At 54.7% G+C, this 18161-nt stretch carries 16 protein-coding genes; all 16 read left to right on the top strand.

The genetic code is table 11. The features are described from left to right. Positions 1-88 precede the first annotated feature (88 nt). The 16 genes from dnaE (at position 89) to lpxB (ending at position 18137) form a co-directional block, all read left to right on the top strand. Positions 89-3574, top strand: a complete 3486-nt coding sequence (gene dnaE, locus B2T33_RS00375; RefSeq protein ID WP_197147396.1) for a DNA polymerase III subunit alpha — start codon at positions 89-91, stop codon at positions 3572-3574. Between the two features lie 230 nt (positions 3575-3804). Continuing rightward, the gene (rpsB, locus tag B2T33_RS00370) at positions 3805-4584 is read left to right on the top strand and encodes a 30S ribosomal protein S2 (RefSeq protein ID WP_008891206.1); all 780 of its coding nucleotides are present in this window, start codon (positions 3805-3807) and stop codon (positions 4582-4584) included. 87 nt (positions 4585-4671) lie between these two features. Continuing rightward, positions 4672-5595 (top strand): translation elongation factor Ts, encoded by a 924-nt coding sequence (gene tsf, locus B2T33_RS00365; protein WP_008891205.1) that lies wholly within the window; start codon positions 4672-4674, stop codon positions 5593-5595. 166 nt (positions 5596-5761) lie between these two features. Continuing rightward, a complete protein-coding gene (gene pyrH / locus B2T33_RS00360; protein ID WP_040824079.1) occupies positions 5762-6493 on the top strand; it encodes a UMP kinase in 732 nt (243 codons plus the stop codon). Positions 6494-6495: 2 nt separating this feature from the next. Further along, entirely contained in the window at positions 6496-7059 is a 564-nt protein-coding gene (frr, locus tag B2T33_RS00355; RefSeq protein WP_008891203.1) for a ribosome recycling factor, read from the top strand. Between the two features lie 2 nt (positions 7060-7061). Continuing rightward, complete coding sequence (locus B2T33_RS00350) at positions 7062-7802, top strand: isoprenyl transferase (protein ID WP_008891202.1); 741 nt, start codon at positions 7062-7064, stop codon at positions 7800-7802. Beyond that, on the top strand, positions 7711-8607 hold the full coding sequence (locus tag B2T33_RS00345; RefSeq protein WP_349678215.1) for a phosphatidate cytidylyltransferase: 897 nt from the start codon (positions 7711-7713) through the stop codon (positions 8605-8607). The genes B2T33_RS00350 and B2T33_RS00345 overlap by 92 nt, the downstream gene beginning before the upstream one ends. A gap of 39 nt (positions 8608-8646) precedes the next feature. After that, a complete protein-coding gene (locus tag B2T33_RS00340; RefSeq protein WP_197147398.1) occupies positions 8647-9810 on the top strand; it encodes a 1-deoxy-D-xylulose-5-phosphate reductoisomerase in 1164 nt (387 codons plus the stop codon). Between the two features lie 38 nt (positions 9811-9848). After that, the gene (gene rseP, locus B2T33_RS00335; RefSeq protein ID WP_197147399.1) at positions 9849-10952 is read left to right on the top strand and encodes an RIP metalloprotease RseP; all 1104 of its coding nucleotides are present in this window, start codon (positions 9849-9851) and stop codon (positions 10950-10952) included. Then, on the top strand, positions 10952-13273 hold the full coding sequence (gene bamA, locus B2T33_RS00330; RefSeq protein ID WP_197147400.1) for an outer membrane protein assembly factor BamA: 2322 nt from the start codon (positions 10952-10954) through the stop codon (positions 13271-13273). Before rseP ends, bamA begins: the two co-directional genes overlap by 1 nt. 5 nt (positions 13274-13278) lie before the next feature. Next, on the top strand, positions 13279-13851 hold the full coding sequence (locus B2T33_RS00325) for an OmpH family outer membrane protein (RefSeq protein ID WP_245227865.1): 573 nt from the start codon (positions 13279-13281) through the stop codon (positions 13849-13851). Continuing rightward, positions 13851-14870, top strand: coding sequence for a UDP-3-O-(3-hydroxymyristoyl)glucosamine N-acyltransferase (gene lpxD, locus B2T33_RS00320; protein WP_286790880.1), 1020 nt, complete (start codon positions 13851-13853; stop codon positions 14868-14870). The genes B2T33_RS00325 and lpxD overlap by 1 nt, the downstream gene beginning before the upstream one ends. Positions 14871-14881: 11 nt before the next feature. Further along, positions 14882-15331: a 3-hydroxyacyl-ACP dehydratase FabZ gene (gene fabZ / locus B2T33_RS00315; RefSeq protein ID WP_008891195.1), complete on the top strand. Its 450-nt coding sequence runs from the start codon at positions 14882-14884 to the stop codon at positions 15329-15331. Positions 15332-15333: 2 nt separating this feature from the next. Beyond that, positions 15334-16137, top strand: a complete 804-nt coding sequence (gene lpxA / locus B2T33_RS00310; protein WP_008891194.1) for an acyl-ACP--UDP-N-acetylglucosamine O-acyltransferase — start codon at positions 15334-15336, stop codon at positions 16135-16137. Then, positions 16118-16981 carry an LpxI family protein gene (locus B2T33_RS00305; protein WP_286790879.1) on the top strand — a complete coding sequence of 288 codons (864 nt, stop codon included), beginning with the start codon at positions 16118-16120 and terminating at the stop codon, positions 16979-16981. Before lpxA ends, B2T33_RS00305 begins: the two co-directional genes overlap by 20 nt. Beyond that, a complete protein-coding gene (lpxB, locus tag B2T33_RS00300) occupies positions 16971-18137 on the top strand; it encodes a lipid-A-disaccharide synthase (RefSeq protein ID WP_286790878.1) in 1167 nt (388 codons plus the stop codon). Before B2T33_RS00305 ends, lpxB begins: the two co-directional genes overlap by 11 nt. Positions 18138-18161 lie beyond the last annotated feature (24 nt).

Genomic DNA, 18161 nt, shown 5'->3' with positions numbered 1-18161 from the left:
CGATCAAAATTCTTTAAGCTGGTTTTGCCGCGCCTGTGATGGGCGCGGCACTCCTGCATTTTTCTTATATTTCAGAGGTCTGGCTCCGATGGAAAATGGTTTCGTCCATCTTCGTGTACACACCAACTATTCGCTGGCCGAAGGTGCGATCACGACCAAGGAGCTTGCCAAACTCTGTGCTGCTGACGGCCAACCCGCCGTTGCGATGACCGATACCGACAACATGTTCGGCGCACTTGATTTCGCTGGCGCGCTGAGCGGTGCCGGCATTCAGCCGATCCTTGGCGTGCAGATGGGTGTGGAACGCTATGGCGATAAACCCACTGTTGGCAAAATCGCCCGCGAACCGATGCCAGACCGCCTTGTTCTGATTGCCCAGAACAAGGAAGGCTATTTTAACCTGCTGAAAATCGTTTCGCGCGCCCACATGACGTCCGAGGCCGGCAGCGAGCCAAAAGCCCTTTACGAACATATCCGCAAATATGCCGACCACATCATCTGCCTGACCGGTGGCCCGACCGGGCCTCTTGCGCGTTTGCTGGGTGAAGAGCAGCTCGAAAAGGCCGAAAGCTGCGTATCCGAGCTTAAGGACATCTTTGGTGACCGCCTTTACATCGAATTGCAGCGCCATGGCGAACCGCTTGAAGAACAGGTCGAACCCGGCCTGATCAAGCTGGCCTATGATCATGATGTGCCGCTGGTCGCGACCAATAACTGCTATTTCCCGACGGTCGATATGTACGAAGCCCATGACGTGTTTATCTGCGTCGGGCAGGGGGCGGTTGTTGGTCAGGAAGATCGCTGGAAACTGACCCCCGATCACCGCTTCAAGTCTGCAGCCGAAATGCGCGATCTGTTCGCCGACATTCCGGAAGCCTGCGACAATACGATTTTAATCGCCCAACGTTGCTCCTGGCACGTGGAAAAGATCGACCCGATCCTGCCGCCCTTTGATTGCGGCGAAGGCCGCACAGAGGTCGATGAACTCCGCCACATGTCCGAAGAAGGCCTGAAAGGCCGTCTCGAAAAATACGTCTTCACCGATGAAATGTCGGATGCGGAAAAAGAAGAAATCGCCAAGCCTTACTGGGAACGCCTTGATTACGAGCTCGGTATCATCAATCAGATGGGTTTCCCGGGTTACTTCCTGATCGTTGCCGACTTCATCCAGTGGGCCAAGGATCATGAAATTCCGGTCGGGCCGGGTCGTGGTTCGGGTGCGGGTTCGCTCGTGGCTTATGCGCTTTTGATTACCGACCTTGATCCGCTGCGGTTTTCGTTGCTGTTCGAACGTTTCCTCAACCCGGAACGTGTGTCGATGCCTGACTTTGACGTCGATTTCTGTCAGGACCGGCGCGGTGAGGTGATCGAATACGTTCAGAAAAAATACGGCCACGACCGCGTCGCACAGATCATTACCTTTGGTAAGTTGCAGGCAAAGGCCGCTGTGCGTGACGTCGGGCGCGTTCTGTCGATCCCGTATGGCTATGTCGACAAGATCTGTAAAATGATCCCGGGCGATCCGGCCAAGCCGATCCCGCTGAAAGAAGCCATTGATATGGAACCGGACCTTCGCCGCATCGCGCGTGAGGACCCGGATATTGATCGTCTGCTGTCGATCGCCATGCAGATCGAAGGCCTTTATCGTAACTCATCGACCCACGCGGCAGGCGTGGTGATCGGTGACCGTGACCTTGATGAACTGGTCCCGATCTATCGCGATCCGCGTTCGGACATGCCGGTCACCCAGTTCAACATGAAGTATGTTGAAAATGCCGGGCTGGTGAAGTTTGACTTCCTGGGTCTTAAGACCCTGACGGTGATTATCGAGGCCGTCAATTTGATGCGTCTTCGAAAAGACGTCCCGCAAGACTTTGATATCAGTGCAATTCCCCTTGATGACCGCCCGGCCTTCAAGCTTCTGTCAGCCGCCGAAACCGTCGGCGTGTTCCAGCTTGAATCCCAGGGCATGCAGGATGTTCTGCGAGGGCTAAAGCCCGATACACTCGAAGATATTATCGCTGTCGTGGCGCTGTATCGTCCGGGTCCGATGGATAACATTCCGCATTACATCGCGCGTAAGCACGGCCAGGAAGAACCTGATTACATGCACCCGATGTTGCAGCCGATCCTCGAAGAAACCTATGGCATCATGATCTATCAGGAGCAAGTCATGGAACTTGCCCAGATCATGGCGGGCTACTCGCTTGGTGGTGCTGACCTGTTGCGCCGTGCGATGGGTAAGAAAATCGCCGAGGAAATGGAAAAGCAGCGTAGCCTGTTTGTCGATGGCGCCGAGAAGAATGGCGTTGATCGCGGGCAGGCGTCTGACATCTTTGATCAGGTTGCCAAATTCGCATCCTACGGCTTTAACAAATCCCACGCGGCGGCCTATGCGCTGGTGGCCTATCAGACGGCATATCTCAAGGCGAATTACCCGGTCGAATTTATGGCCGCCTTGATGACGCTTGATATGCACAACACCGAAAAGTTGGCGATCTTCAAACAGGAAGTCGAACGGCTTGAAATCGAAATCCTGCCGCCATGTGTCAACAATTCCCAAGTCGCGTTTTCGGTCGAAAACCATGATGGTGTGCGCAAGATCCGTTATGCGCTGGCCGCGGTTCGAAATGTCGGCGATGCCGCAATGGAAAGCCTGGTTGCCGAACGCGAAGCCAACGGTCCATTCAAGGACATTACCGATTTCGCATCGCGCATAGACAGCCGCGCGGTCAATAAGCGCCTGCTTGAAAACCTTGTACGTGCCGGGGCGCTGGATTGCCTGGCGTCCAATCGCAAGGTCATGTTTGAAAATGTCGATAAGGTCATCGCCGTTGCCCAGCGTGAAATGCATGCGCGCAATGACGATCAGATTTCGATGTTTGGCGACAGCAGTGGCTTTGGCAAGGATCAGATCCGTCTGCCTGATGAACGCGACTGGGTCCCGATGGAAAAACTGACCGAGGAATTCTCGGCCATTGGTTTTTATCTGTCGGCTCATCCGCTTGATACATTTGGCAAAAGCATCCAGCGCATCGGCATCGCCCCGATCAAGGAATTGCCGGCCCGCATGCGTGCATCCAACAAGGGCACCATCCGTCTGGCCGGAACGCTGATCAACGCACGCGAAATGATCTCGAAAAAGAATGGCTCGAAATTCGCCTTTGTCATGTTCTCTGACCCGACCGGCAGTTTCGAAGTCGCCTTCTGGGCCGAGGCATGGGCGGCGTATAAGGAAATCATCAATGCCGGACGCCCGGTTTTGCTCAATGTTTCTGCTGAAATGCGCGAAGGCCAACTGCGCATTCAGGGCCAGCGCGTCGAAGACCTCGAACAGGCGGTTGCCGGTGCGGCCGAAGGCATTCGCATTCGCCTGAACCGTCCTGATCCCGTCGCGGAAATTCGTCAGTTGCTTGAACAGGCGGGCCGGGGGCGTGGTCTTGTCAGTCTGTCAACGGTTTGCGATGACGGTCGCATGGCCGAGATCGAGCTTGAAGAAAACTATAAGGTTGGCCCATCCCTGATCGGCGCAATTGGCGCGATTCCAGGTGTGGAATTTGCCGAAGAAATCTGATGATTTCATCTGGTTGGCGCGTATCGTCCGTCGGAACTGTTGAGAACCGCACATTTGTGCGCATTTTAGGGGTTGCAATCTCTCGCTGAGGGGATTAAAACCCGCCCGAACATCGCACGCGGAAGAGCGGCGACTGCCGTCATATGGCAACTCGTCCATCCGGTGTTTCATACATGGTGTATGGAATTCCCTTCCGCGGAGGTATTAACCGGAAAAAGGTAGGAATTATCATGGCTTTGCCAACCTTTACCATGCGCCAGCTCATGGAAGCTGGTGTCCACTTTGGTCACCACACCCGCCGTTGGAACCCGAAGATGAAACCGTACATCTTTGGTGCCCGCAACGACATTCACATCCTGAACCTGCAGGAAACCGTTCCGATGCTGCATCGCGCGATGCAGGCCGTTCGTGACGTAACCGCTTCGGGTGGTCGTGTTCTCTTCGTCGGTACCAAGCGTCAGGCTTCCCCGATCATCGCAGACGCTGCAAAGCGTTGCGGCCAGTACTATGTGAACCATCGCTGGCTCGGCGGCATGCTGACCAACTGGAACACCGTTTCCAACTCGATCAAGCGCCTCAAAGAACAGGACGAGATCCTGAACGCTGGTGCAGAAGGTCTGACCAAAAAAGAAATCCTGAACCTGACCCGTTCGCGCGACAAGCTTGAGCGCGCCCTTGGCGGTATTAAGGACATGGGTGGTCTTCCCGACATTATCGTCGTGGTCGACACCAACAAAGAATCGCTTGCTATTCAGGATGCCAAAAACCTGAACATCCCGGTTGTTGCGATCCTCGACTCCAACTCTGATCCGGCAAACGTTCAGTTCCCGGTTCCGGGCAACGACGACGCGATCCGCGCAATCCAGCTGTATTGCGATCTGTTCGTTGGTTCCGTTCTGGACGGCATCCAGGAAGAAATGACTGCTTCTGGCGCAGACCTTGGCGAAGCGGAAGAAGTTCCGGCCGAGGCAGCTGCTGCTTCCGAAGCTGCAGAAGAAGCTTCCGCATAAGTTTCATTTTGTACCTGATGAAACGGCGGCTAGCATGCCGCCGTTTTGTTAGGTGTTAACCTGATCGCGTACTTAGGGGCTTTAAAAATGGCTATTACCGCTGCTCTCGTTAAAGAGCTTCGCGAAACCACCGGCGCTGGCATGATGGATTGCAAAAAAGCGCTGTCCGAAACCGATGGTAACCTTGAAGCAGCTGTTGACTGGCTGCGCACCAAAGGTCTTGCTGCTGCTGCCAAGAAAGCTGGCCGTGTTGCTGCCGAAGGTCTGGTTGCTGTTGCAGTTGACGGCACCAAAGGTGCCGTTGTCGAGCTGAACTCCGAGACCGACTTCGTTTCGCGTAACGAAGACTTCCAGAAATTTGTTGGCGAAATCGCAAATCAGGCGGTTGCTGCTAACGGCGATATTGATGCCCTCAAAGCTGCTGCTTACCCGGGTACCTCGCGTAACGTCGAAGAGCAGGTCACCCACATGATCGCTACCATCGGCGAAAACATGTCGCTGCGTCGCTCGGCTGGTCTGGCTGTCGACAAAGGTGTTGTTGCTTCCTACGTTCACTCCGCTGTTGCCACTGATCTGGGTAAGATCGGTGTTCTGGTTGCGCTTGAATCCGAAGCAGACGCTGGCGTTCTCGAAGGCCTTGGCAAACAGATCGCGATGCACATTGCTGCAACCAATCCGGCATCGGCAACCGTCGATGATCTTGATCCGGAACTGGTAGAGCGTGAAAAAGCTGTTCTGACCGAACAGGCCAAAGAATCCGGCCGTCCGGCAGAAATCATCGAAAAGATGATCGAAGGTCGTATCCGTAAATATTACGAGCAGGTTGTTCTGGTTGAACAGACCTTCGTGATTGACGGTGAAAACAAAGTCAAAACCGTGATTGAGAACGCTGCCAAAGAAGCTGGCAAGCCGATCACCCTTAAGGGCTTTGTTCGCTTCGAACTCGGTGAAGGCATCGAACGCGAAGAAAAAGACTTTGCTGCCGAAGTTGCTGAGCAGCTGAACAAATAAAACATCTGTTCGGAATGGTGCGTTTGCCACCATTTCGTGTATGATCCAGACCGGCGAGGTCGGCAGCGCATATCCGCCCTGTTACTCGCCGGTCTTTTTATATCTGAATTCTGCATTTCCCGCGTTCGGGCAATGCGTTACATCGGCATTTAAGAGGCAATCCGACATGGCAGAAAACGGCCCATTGAAGTTTCGTCGCGTCCTTTTGAAGCTCTCGGGCGAGGGGCTTTTGGGTAAACAGCAATACGGTATCGATCCAGAAACTGTTGACCGGATTGCCAGCGAAATCAAAGCCGTTCATGACATGGGTGCTGAAGTCTGCATGGTGATCGGCGGCGGGAACATTTTCCGCGGTGTCAAAGGTGCCTCGCAGGGCATGGAACGCGCAACCGCCGACTATATGGGCATGCTGGCCACCATCATGAACGCGCTTGCTGTTCAGAACGCGTTGGAACGCCATGGCGTTCAGACCCGTGTACAATCTGCCATCCCGATGTCTTCTGTCTGCGAGCCCTATGTGCGCCGCCGTGCGGTCCGTCACATGGAAAAGGGCCGGGTTGTGATCTTTGCTGCGGGCACCGGCAACCCGTTCTTCACCACCGATACCGCTGCTGCCTTGCGCGCGGTTGAAATGGGCTGTGATGCGTTGCTCAAGGGTACTCAGGTTGATGGTGTCTATACTGCGGATCCGAAAACCGACCCGACGGCAGAACGCTATGACTCTCTGACCTATATGGAAGTTCTGTCCAAAGATTTGCGTGTTATGGACGCATCGGCTATTTCTTTGGCACGCGAAAATGATATTCCGGTTATTGTATTTTCTTTGCATAATCCGGGTGCCTTCGCAGACGTTGTTTCTGCGAAGGGGACGTTTACGATTATTTCGAATGGAGACTGAACGTGTCTGACGTTGCTGGCCTAAAAAAGGACCTGTCCCGCCGTATGGAAGGGGCTGTGGAAGTATTGCACAAGGAGTTCACCGGTCTGCGTACCGGGCGCGCCAGTGTGAGCCTTCTGGAACCGGTCATGGTTGAAGCCTATGGCGTTCCGACCCCGCTTAATCAGGTGGCATCGGTCAGTGTTCCAGAATCCCGTATGCTTTCGGTTCAGGTTTGGGACAAGTCGATGGTCAAGGCCGTCGAAAAAGCCATCCGTGATTCGGGCCTTGGCCTGAACCCGGCTGCTGATGGCACGCTTGTTCGCGTTCCGATCCCGGCACTTAACGAAGAACGTCGTACCGAACTTTCCAAGGTTGCTGGCAAATATGCCGAGCAGGCCAAGATTTCGGTTCGTAACGTCCGTCGCGATGGCATGGATCAACTGAAAAAATGGGAAAAGGACGGTGACATCTCCAAGGACGAGATGCACGACGAAGAAAAAGAAGTCCAGAAGCTGACCGACAAGGTCATCGGCGAGATCGACGAAGCACTCGCCCACAAAGAACAGGAAATCATGCAAGTCTGATTATGGCTGTGCTTTCTTCGCAAACTCAACCTTCAGATGCGCTTTGTGTGCCGCGTCATGTTGCCATCATCATGGATGGCAACGGGCGCTGGGCGCGCGGGCGTGGCCGACCGCGGACGATGGGGCATCGCGCCGGTGTTGATGCCGTCCGTCGCACCATCGAAGCCGCAGGCGAACTTGGGATCGAGTATCTGACGCTTTATGGCTTCTCGACCGAGAACTGGAAGCGTCCGGAAAGCGAAGTCAGCGACCTGATGGGGCTGCTGCGCCTGTTCGTAAAGCGCGAATTATCCACTTTGCACAAAAATGGTATCAAAATTCGCATCATCGGCGATCGTTCGCGGTTTGCTGATGATATCCGCGAACTTCTGGCCAAGGCCGAAGATCAAACACGCGACAATACGCGCCTGAACCTGACCATCGCACTGAGCTATGGTGCGCGTGCTGAAATCACGCAGGCTGTACGCGATATTGCCGCCAAGGTTGCCGCAGGCGAACTGTCCGCCGACGAGATTACCGAAGACCTGATCGAACAAAACTTGTCGACAGCCGGTATTCCGGACCCGGATCTTCTGATCCGAACCAGCGGCGAACAGCGGATCAGTAACTTCTTGCTCTGGCAGTCGGCCTATACTGAATTCGTCTTTGAAGATGTGCTTTGGCCGGACTTTGATCGCAGCCACCTCGAAAAAGCTATCGATAACTTTGCCGGGCGGGAGCGGCGTTTTGGTGCCGTCATCTGAGACACAAGATCAAAAAGATACCAATTCCGGCCTGATGCCACGCGTTCTTTCCGCGATGGTTATGGCGCCTGTGGCTGTTGCGGCGGTCTGGTTCGGATCTCCCTATTTTGACATATTACTGTTTGTGTTTTCTGCAGGCATGATGTGGGAATGGTCGCGGATGTGCGCCCCGAACCACCACAACGGCATATCGGTTGTTACCGCCGTTGCGCTTGCGGTTGCGATGATAATGTATGTCGCTGGTCAGGAAGAATATATTGTCATGCCGATTGCCATCGGGGTGATTATTGCTGCGGCCCGCTCGGGCGCAAATTGGTTGCTTGCCGGGTTTGGCGTTTTGTACATCTCGGTTGCTGCACTGTCAGCACTCTGGCTGCGCACTCAGGATGGCGACGGTCTTCTGATCATTATGTGGCTGTTCTTCCTTGTATGGGCCACCGACACAGGCGGTTATGCCTTTGGCAAGACCATCGGCGGCCCAAAACTCGCACCACGCTTCAGCCCAAAGAAAACATGGGCGGGGTTGATCGGTGGCATGGTCTGTGCCGGTTTGATCGGTGGATTGGTCACGTATTTCAGTTCCGATGCGATCAATTGGGCGATTGTCGCGGTCAGTATGGTTTTGGCGATCATTGCCCAAATCGGTGATCTTGGTGAATCCGCACTCAAACGTCGTTTCAAGGTCAAGGACAGCAGTCACTTGATCCCAGGCCATGGCGGATTGCTTGATCGTGCTGACGGGATGTTGTCGGTGTTTCCTGTTGCCTTTGCTATTATCTGTTTCGCAGGGCTTTCTCTGCGTTAAGGCGGCCAATCCTCGGGCTGCTGTCTTTACAGGTGTTTGATGACTTTGAAGAAATCCGTCAGTGTCTTTGGTGTTACCGGTTCCATCGGGGCCAGCACCGTTGATGTTTTAAAGTCCCACACTGACAAATATGTTGTCGAAGCTGTAACGGCGCATCGCAATGTCGATGCATTGGCCAAGGCCGCCATCGAACTTGGCGCCAAATGCGCCGTGATCGGCGATTCTTCCTGTTTTGCGGACCTTCGCGATGCTCTGGCGGGGAAGGGTATTGAAATCGCGGCCGGCGAAGACGCGCTGATCGAGGCTGCCGAACGTCCCTCTGACATCGTCATTGCCGCAATTGTTGGGGCAGCTGGCCTGAAACCGACGCTGGCGGCCATTCGCCGTGGTGCACGCATTGGACTTGCCAATAAGGAAACGCTGGTCTGTGCCGGCGCCCTGATGACGGCGGAAATTTCAAGGCATGGTGCGACCCTGATCCCGGTTGATTCCGAACATAGTGCAATTTTCCAGGTTCTCGAGGATCGCGAAGAAACGCGCATTGACCGTATCCTTTTAACCGCTTCGGGCGGTCCGTTCCGGGAATGGTCATTAAAGGACATGCAATCTGTCACTAGGGTCCAGGCTTTGGCGCATCCGAATTGGGAAATGGGCGCAAAGATTTCGATCGATTCTGCGACCATGATGAACAAAGGGTTGGAGCTGATAGAGGCTTGGCACTTGTTCCCGGTCGCCGAGGAACAGATTGAAATTGTTGTTCATCCTCAATCAGTTGTTCACAGCATGGTGGAATATCCTGATGGTTCTGTGCTGGCACAGCTGGGATCTCCGGATATGCGGACACCAATTGCTTATGCGCTTTCATGGCCGGATCGGATCAAAGTGGACGCACCGCGTCTTGATTTTGCCACGATCGGGCGTTTGAACTTCGAGGCGCCGGATACAAATCGTTTCCCGGCTCTTCGTCTGGCACGACAGGCCTTGCAGGAAGGTGGCACGCTGCCTACTGTTCTGAACGCTGCCAACGAAGTCGCCGTCGAAGCGTTCCTTAATGACAGAATCGGCTTCCTTGATATCGCCGCGACTGTCGAAAAGCTCATGACAAGGCTTGGAAGCGAACCGCTGACCAGCCTTGAACAGGTATTTGAAACAGATGCAATGGTGCGCCGGGAAACGTCGGCGTGCCTTGTTTCGGCTTCTTAGATTGAAACTGCCGGTTTCACCGGCTTAGGGAATTCTTGATGGAAACCTTGCTTGCTTTTCTTTTTGTGCTCTCGGTACTCGTGTTTGTTCACGAATATGGTCACTACTGGGTGGCAATCAAAAACGGCGTGAAGGTCGAAGCCTTTTCAATCGGATTTGGCCCCGAACTTTTCGGTTGGCAGGATAAAAAGGGCACGCGCTGGAAAGTCAGCCTGATACCGCTTGGTGGTTACGTCAAAATGTTTGGCGACATGAACCCTGCCAGTGCCGGTGGTCGCGATGACCTTGACGCCGAAGAAGCAAAACACGCCTTCCATCACAAAGGGGTCGCCGCACGCGCGGCCATCGTTTTTGCCGGACCTTTGGCCAACTTCATCTTTGCCATCATCGTCTTTACATTCCTGTTTGCTGCTGTCGGGCAACAGCGTGCCTTGCCGGTTGTTGGCGAAGTTCTTGAAAACAGCCCGGCATCTGTTGCTGGCCTGATGGCTGATGACCGCATCACCGCGATCAACGGTCAGCCGGTTGAATGGTTTTCTGAGCTTTCTGACATTGTGCGAGCAAATCCCGGGCAACCGATTTCCGTCACGGTCCAACGCGACAGTGAAATCGTTGATCTTGCCGTGACGCCCGAAGCCGTCGAAGTCGACGAGGGTGGTATGACTGCGACGGTCGGACGCCTTGGCATCACCGCTGGTGACTTTGAGACGAGCCGCACCGGGGTTGTGGAATCGGTCGGTCGCGCATTTGAGACGACCTATTCATTGACCACGCAGACCTTCTCGGCACTCGGTGAAATGATCAGTGGTGATCGCGACAGTTCTGAACTGGGCGGGCCGATCCGGATCGCGCAAATGTCAGGACAGGTGGCCGAAGGGGGCATCGCACCGCTTCTGTTCTTTATGGGCTATCTTTCCATCAGCCTTGGGTTGATCAACCTGATGCCTGTTCCGGTCCTGGATGGTGGTCATCTTGTGTTCTACGCGATTGAGGCAATTCGCGGTAAGCCATTGGGGGCAAAAGCACAAGAATATGGTTTCCGTATCGGCGCGGGTTTGGTATTCAGCTTAATAATTTTCGCAACGTGGAACGATTTGACGCAATTGGGTGTCTTTAGTTTCCTCAAAGGACTTGCTGGCTAATGCATGACAGCAACAGGGGGGTTAACTTGCTGCGTAAGGTAAAAGCGGCCGTTGTCATTACGGCCCTGCTTGGCGGAACGGCGCCATTGATTGTTCCTGTGGCTGCGCATGCCCAATCGGGTCTGATTCGCGACATTGAAGTCGAAGGCAATAATCGTATCGAAACGGCGACGGTGAATGCCTACCTCACCGTTGCACCTGGCGATTCCTACGACATCCAGAAAATCAACAGTTCACTCAAGGCGCTTTTCTCGACCGGCCTGTTTGCCGACGTGTCCTTCTCCTTTAATCAGGGAATTTTGCGTGTAAATGTCGTTGAAAACCCGATCATCAACCGCATTGCGTTTGAAGGAAACCAGCGTCTTGATGATGATACCCTGAGTGCTGAATTGCAGTTGCGCCCGCGCGTTGTTTACACCCGCACCAAGGTGCAGGCCGACGTTCAGCGTATCCTCGAACTCTATCGTCGTAGCGGACGTTTCGCCGCAACGGTTGAGCCCAAGGTCATCCAGCTTGACCAGAACCGTGTCGATCTGGCGTTCGAGATTGATGAGGGGGATGCCACGGGTATCCGCAAAATCAACTTTGTTGGCAACAAGGCCTTTGACGACGGAGAACTGTCTGATGTGATCCGCACCACCGAAAGTGCGTGGTGGAAAATCCTGACGGCCGACGATAACTACGATCCCGACCGTGTGACCTTTGACCGCGAACTCCTGCGTCGCTTCTACCTGTCTGCCGGCTATGCTGATTTTCAGGTTTTGTCGTCGGTTGCCGAACTGACACCTGATCGCTCGGATTTCTTTGTCACCTACACGGTGAGCGAGGGGCAGCGCTATCAGTTTGGCGAGATCAATGTCGTCTCACAGATCGACAAGATCGATCCGGAAACCCTGTTGCCGCTGATCGAGATTGAAAGCGGCGAATGGTATAACGCCAACCTTGTGGACGATGCGGTTGATGCTTTGACCGACAGTGTCGGGGATCAAGGCTATGCCTTCATTGACATCCGCCCGAATGTTCAGCGCAACCGTGAAACCGGCACCATTGACATCACCTTCAACATCTCCGAAGGGCCGAAGGTCTATGTCGAACGTATCAACGTTGTCGGCAACGTCCGAACCCTCGATGAGGTGATCCGTCGCGAATTCCGCTTGGTCGAAGGCGATGCGTTCAGCAGCTCCAAGATGCAGCGTTCCAAACAGCGCATCGAAAACCTTAACTTCTTCAAATCTGTGGATGTCAAAACCCTGCCGGGGGCGTCGCCGGATCAGACCGTGATCGAGGTCGATGTCGAAGAAAAATCGACCGGTGAGTTTTCCATTGGTGCGGGTTACGGAACGGATAATGGTGCGTTTGGTCAGCTTGGTATTCGTGAACGCAACTTGCTTGGCAAAGGCCAGGATTTGCGCCTGAACTTCACGCTTGGTTCAACCGACCAGCAGATCGACCTGTCCTTCACCGAGCCGTATTTCCTTGATCGCGAAATCGCTGCAGGTTTTGATGTCTATCGTCGTGAAGAAGATAATCAGGACGAAAGCTCGTATGATGAAGAGCAGACCGGGGGACGTCTCCGTGCGGGATTCCGCTACAGTGAGGAACTCTCGCATTCGTTCCGCTACTCGCTCGAAAGCAATAGCTATTCAAACATCAATCGTAGCAGCGCTTCACGACTTCTGTTGGCTGAAGAGACCGAGTTTGTTGAGTCCGCTATTGGTCATACTCTGACCTATGATGAACGTGACAGCTCGATTTCGCCGACGGAGGGATATTTCGCCCGCCTGTCAAATGATTTGGCCGGTGTTGGCGGCGATGAGCAATATTTGCGGTCGCGCGTTGAGGGCGGATATTACTATCCGATCGATCGCGAGCATGAGTGGGTTCTCTCGACCCGTGGTTCTACCGGCTACATTTTCGGGTTCGACGATGATACCCGCATTTCGCAACGTTTTTCTGTTGGTGGTTCAAACCTGCGTGGTTTCGAATCTGCCGGTGTCGGCCCGCGTGATATAGCGACCGGGGATGCTTTGGGTTCCAAACTGTACTACACTGGAACGGTTCAGTTAGACTTCCCGCTCGGGCTTCCATCTGAGTTTGCTTTAACAGGTCGCGTGTTTAGTGACTTCGGCTCCGGGCAGGACGTCGATGGTGCCCGTCCCGGCGAAATTTATGATACGGGCACTCTACGAAGCTCTGTCGGTTTTGGTGTAGGTTGGGAATCGCCGTTCGGCCCGATTGGTGTTGACATCTCTCAGGCAGTCACAAAAGAAGATCACGACAAAGAGGAAATGTTCCGACTTAACTTCGGAACGAGATTCTAATGAAAATGATCAAATCTCTCCGTAATCTGCTGGTTCTCTCCGCTCTTATCGGTTTCTCTGCACATGCCAATGTTGCGCAGGCGCAAGAACCGAACCCGGATAACTTTGCCTCCGTCATGATTGTCGATTTTGCCGGCATCATGCGTGAAGCATCTGCGATGCAGGATGCCCGCAAACAAATCCGCGATCGACAGGTTGCCTATCAAAAGGAAATCGAAACCCGCGAGCAGGGGCTGCGCGAGGAAGAAAAACAACTCGCTCAGCAACGCACGCTGCTGGCTGCAGACGTTTTTCAGGAAAAACAAAAGCAGTTTCAGCAAAAAGTCGCTGATTTCCAGAAATTTGCCCAGGCCCGCAGCCGTGTTCTCGATCAAGCCCTAGCCGAGGCTCAGTCCAAATTCTCGCAAGCCCTGAACGAAATCATAGGAAGCATTGCCGAAGAACGTGGCGCAAACCTTGTCCTGCATCGTGGGCAAGCTGTTCTGTTTGCAACCACCATGGATGCGACCAAGGAAGTTTTTGATCGCGCAAATGCCGAGGTTCCAACCATCACGGTTGAATTCAAGGAAGGCTCCTGATGGCGGATGCCCGTTTCTTTAGCCGCAAGGGACCCTTCAGTGTTGCTGAAATAGCCGCACTGACGGAAACAACACTGGTCAATGCACCCGATGAAACACGGGTCTTTCACGATGTCTCGCCCCTGCAAAACGCAGATGGCGATATCCTGAGCTTCTTTGACAATCGCAAATATCTTGATGCGTTTGTCAGCAGCAAGGCAGGGGCGTGCTTTGTGCGCCCTGAGTTTGTCGAGCGTGCACCCGAAGGCATGGTGTTGTTCGTAACCAAGGACCCGTATCGCGCCTATGCCAAGGCCGCGACTGCGTTCTATCCGTTCGAAACCGGCAATGGCGTGATTTCGGATCGCGCCGTCATTGATCCGTCTGCCAAGGTTGGCGAAGGCGTGCAGGTCGATGCCGGTGCAGTCATCGGTGCCAAGTGCGAAATTGGCGATGGCACCATCATCGCATCCAATGCTGTCATTGGTGACGGGGTTGTCATCGGTGCGGGCTGCAAGGTGGGTGCGAATGCCTCCATCAGCCACAGCCTGATTGGCAATCTGTGCCTGATCTATCCCGGTGCCCGCATCGGGCAGGACGGCTTTGGCTTTGCCATGGGCCCAGAAGGGCACGCCAAGGTTCCGCAATTGGGCCGGGTCGTCATTGGCAATGACGTCGAAGTCGGTTCAAACAGCACGATTGATCGCGGGGCAGGGCCAGATACCGTCATCGGGAACGGCTGTCGTATCGACAATCTGGTGCAAATCGGCCATAACGTTGAACTTGGCATGGGCTGTGTTGTCGTCTCGCAAGTCGGGATCTCGGGCTCGACCAAGATTGGCAATTTTGTCGTGCTTGCCGGTCAGGCAGGCATTACAGGACACCTCGAAATCGGCGATGGCGCGAAAGTCGCAGCCCAGTCGGGTGTCATGAAAAATGTGGGGCCGGGGGAAACTGTGGGCGGAAGCCCAGCCGTTCCGGTCATGGAATATCATAAACAGACGGTCGCCTTGTCGCGTCTGATACGAAAAAAGAAATAAGGGCTACACACATGACCGAACTGGTAAGTGTCGATATCCAGCGCATTCTGGAAATGATTCCGCATCGCTATCCGTTCCTTCTGATCGACAAGGTCATCGACATCGAAACCGATGTCCGTGCCACCGGCATCAAGAACGTGACGATGAACGAGCCGCAATTTACCGGCCATTTCCCGCAGCAGCCAATCATGCCGGGCGTCCTGATCATCGAAAGCATGGCGCAGACCGCAGCCATCCTGGTCGTTCAGACCCTTGGCGCGGATGCCGAAGGCAAGCTGGTTTATTTCATGAGCATCGATAACGCCCGTTTCCGTAAACCGGTAACCCCGGGTGACGTCATGCACATCCACGTGACCAAAAAACAAAGCCGCGGCCCGGTCTGGAAGTTCGAAAGCCAGGTCAAGGTCGACGGCCAAGTCGTTGCCGAGGCAACCATCGCCGCGATGATCCGGGATAACTGATAATGTCAAAAGTACATCCAACCGCCGTTGTCGAAGATGGCGCGCAGATTGGTCAGGATGTCGAAATCGGACCCTATAGCGTGGTCGGTCCGAATGTTGTCTTGGGTGATGGTGTCAAACTGCACAGCCACGTCGCGGTCGCAGGTCACACCACCCTTGGCGATCAGTGCGAAGTTTATCCCTTTGCCTCTGTGGGGCATGCCCCGCAGGACTTGAAATTCAAGGGCGAAAACAGCCGTTTGATCGTTGGCAAACGCACCAAAATCCGCGAGGGCGCAACCCTTAATCCGGGCACCGAAGGTGGCGGTATGGAAACCACCATCGGTGATGACTGCCTTCTGATGACCGGGGCCCATGTCGGGCATGATTGTCATGTCGGCAACCACTGCATTCTGGTCAATAACGGCACGCTTGCGGGCCACGTGGTGGTCGAAGACTTCGCAATCGTTGGCGGTCTTTCGGCGGTTCACCAATTTGTTCGTATCGGCAAGCACGCCATGATCGGCGGCATGACCGGGGTCGAAAGCGACGTCATCCCTTATGGGTCTGTCATCGGCAACCGTGCGTATCTTTCGGGCCTGAATATCATCGGCCTGAAACGCCGCGGTTTTGACCGTGAAACCATCCATTCGCTGCGCAAGGCCTATCGCCTTCTGTTCGCACAGGAAGGCACTCTGGCCGAACGTGTCGAAGAAGTCGCCAAGGATTTTGAGGGCGTCGGCCCGGTGATGGAAATCATCAATTTCCTCAAAGCGGAAAGCATGCGTTCCGTATGCACGCCAAAATATGACAGCTCCGCAGGATAATCCGCAGCCGAAATTGGGGATTATCGCCGGGGGCGGGGCGCTTCCCGCCCGTCTGGCGTCCGCGGCTGTTTCAATGGGCCGCGATGTCTGCATCGTCAAACTTGATGGCTATGCCGATGATGCCGACCTTGATCAATATCCGAATGTAACGGCCCGCCTTGGCGCAGCATCGAAAATCCTTTATGCCATGCGCAAGGAAAACTGCCAGGACGTGGTTCTGGCAGGTAAGGTCGCACGCCCCAGCTTTTCTTCGATCCGCCCGGATTGGCGGGCAGCAAAGCTTTTGATGAAAGTTGGCACCAAGGCACTTGGCGATGACGGATTGCTCCGCCTTGTCGGCAAGGAGCTCGAACGCGAAGGCTTCCGACTTTTGGGCGCCCATGAAATTCTTGGCGATCTCGCGGTCGAGGAAGGCGTTCTTGGTGCGGTAACCCCCGATGAACAGGCAATGACCGATGCCCGCCATGGCCTGTCAGTCGCCCGAATACTGGGGCAGGCTGATGTCGGGCAGGGATGTGTCGTGCAACAGGGGCTGGTTCTGGCCCTTGAGGCGATCGAAGGCACCGATGAAATGGTGCGTCGCTCGGCCAAATACTGCCGTGATGGTGTTGGCGGGGTGCTGGTAAAGTCCGCCAAGCCGCAACAGGACAAACGCCTTGATCTGCCGGCCATCGGCATGAAAACCGTCGAAGAGGCCCATAAGGCTGGCCTGCGTGGCATCGCATTGCTTGCCGGTGGGACCATGATCATTGACCGTGCTGCTGTGATTGCCCGTGCTGATGCGCTGGGCCTGTTTGTCGTCGGTCTGGCCTTCCCCGACGAGGAACGCCAAAATGGCGGATGAAATCACGCCGCTTGGCCCGAAAATCATGCTTGTGGCTGGCGAAGCATCCGGGGATCAACTGGGGGGGCGCCTGATGGCGGCCCTTAAGGCCAAGCAGGATCATATTCGCTTTATCGGTGTCGGCGGTCCGCGCATGGAACGTGAAGGCCTCAAAAGCCTGTTTCCGATGAATGAAATGTCGGTCATGGGCCTGACAGAGGTCGTGCCGCATATTCCACACTTGCTCAAACGCATTTCCCAAACCGCGGATTTTGCCAAGTCCGAGAAACCCGATGTCGTGATTACCATCGATGCCCCGGATTTCAGCTTTCGGGTCGGCAAGAAGCTGAAAGGCAAGGGCATCCCGCTGGTGCACTATGTCGCCCCCTCGGTCTGGGCCTGGCGCGAAGGCCGGGCAAAGAAGATTGCTGGTTTCCTCGATCATCTTCTGGCACTTTTGCCGTTTGAGCCGCCTTACTTTGAAAAAGAAGGCCTGCCAACCACCTTTATCGGCCACTCAGCAGTCGAAGAACGCCATGACGGGGATGGTGAGCGGTTCCGTACCCAACATGGCCTGACTCCGGACCAAAAGCTTCTGGCCGTTTTGCCCGGAAGCCGTAATTCCGAAGTCAAACGCCTCCTGCCGGTGTTTCGCAAGGTAATAGATGATGTTGCCGCGAAATACCCCGACGCGCGCATCGTCGTGCCAACGGTCAGCAAGGTTGTCGACACCGTCACCGAAGAAATGAAATCCTGGCCGCTCGATCCGATTATTGTCGCATCCGACCGGGAGCGCCATGATGCGTTTTCGGCGGCCGACTGTGCGCTGGCGGCATCAGGAACCGTCTCGCTGGAGCTCGCAATTGCCGGTGTGCCGCATGTCATTGCCTATCAGGTCAATGCAGTGACGGGCTGGATTGCAAAACGCCTGATCAAGATCGATACCGTCACCATTGTTAATCTGGTCCTTGGCAAAAAACTAATCCCCGAATTCTTGCAGGACAAATGCAAGGCCAAAAAGATCATTCCGGTTCTTGAAACCCTGATGGCCGATAGCCCCGAACGCGCCGCACAGATCGACGGTTTTGAGGAAGCCTGCACCTTGCTGGGATTTGGTGACAGACCGCCCAGCGAAAAGGCTGCCGAGCAGATTTTGAAAATCATCGCCAAAAAATAATCTGTTACAGGTGGCATCAAATCC

The sequence above is a fragment of the Thalassospira sp. UBA4513 genome (assembly GCF_002388495.1).
Classification (GTDB): domain Bacteria; phylum Pseudomonadota; class Alphaproteobacteria; order Rhodospirillales; family Thalassospiraceae; genus Thalassospira; species Thalassospira tepidiphila.
This window is presented reverse-complemented; position numbering and strand designations above follow the sequence as displayed.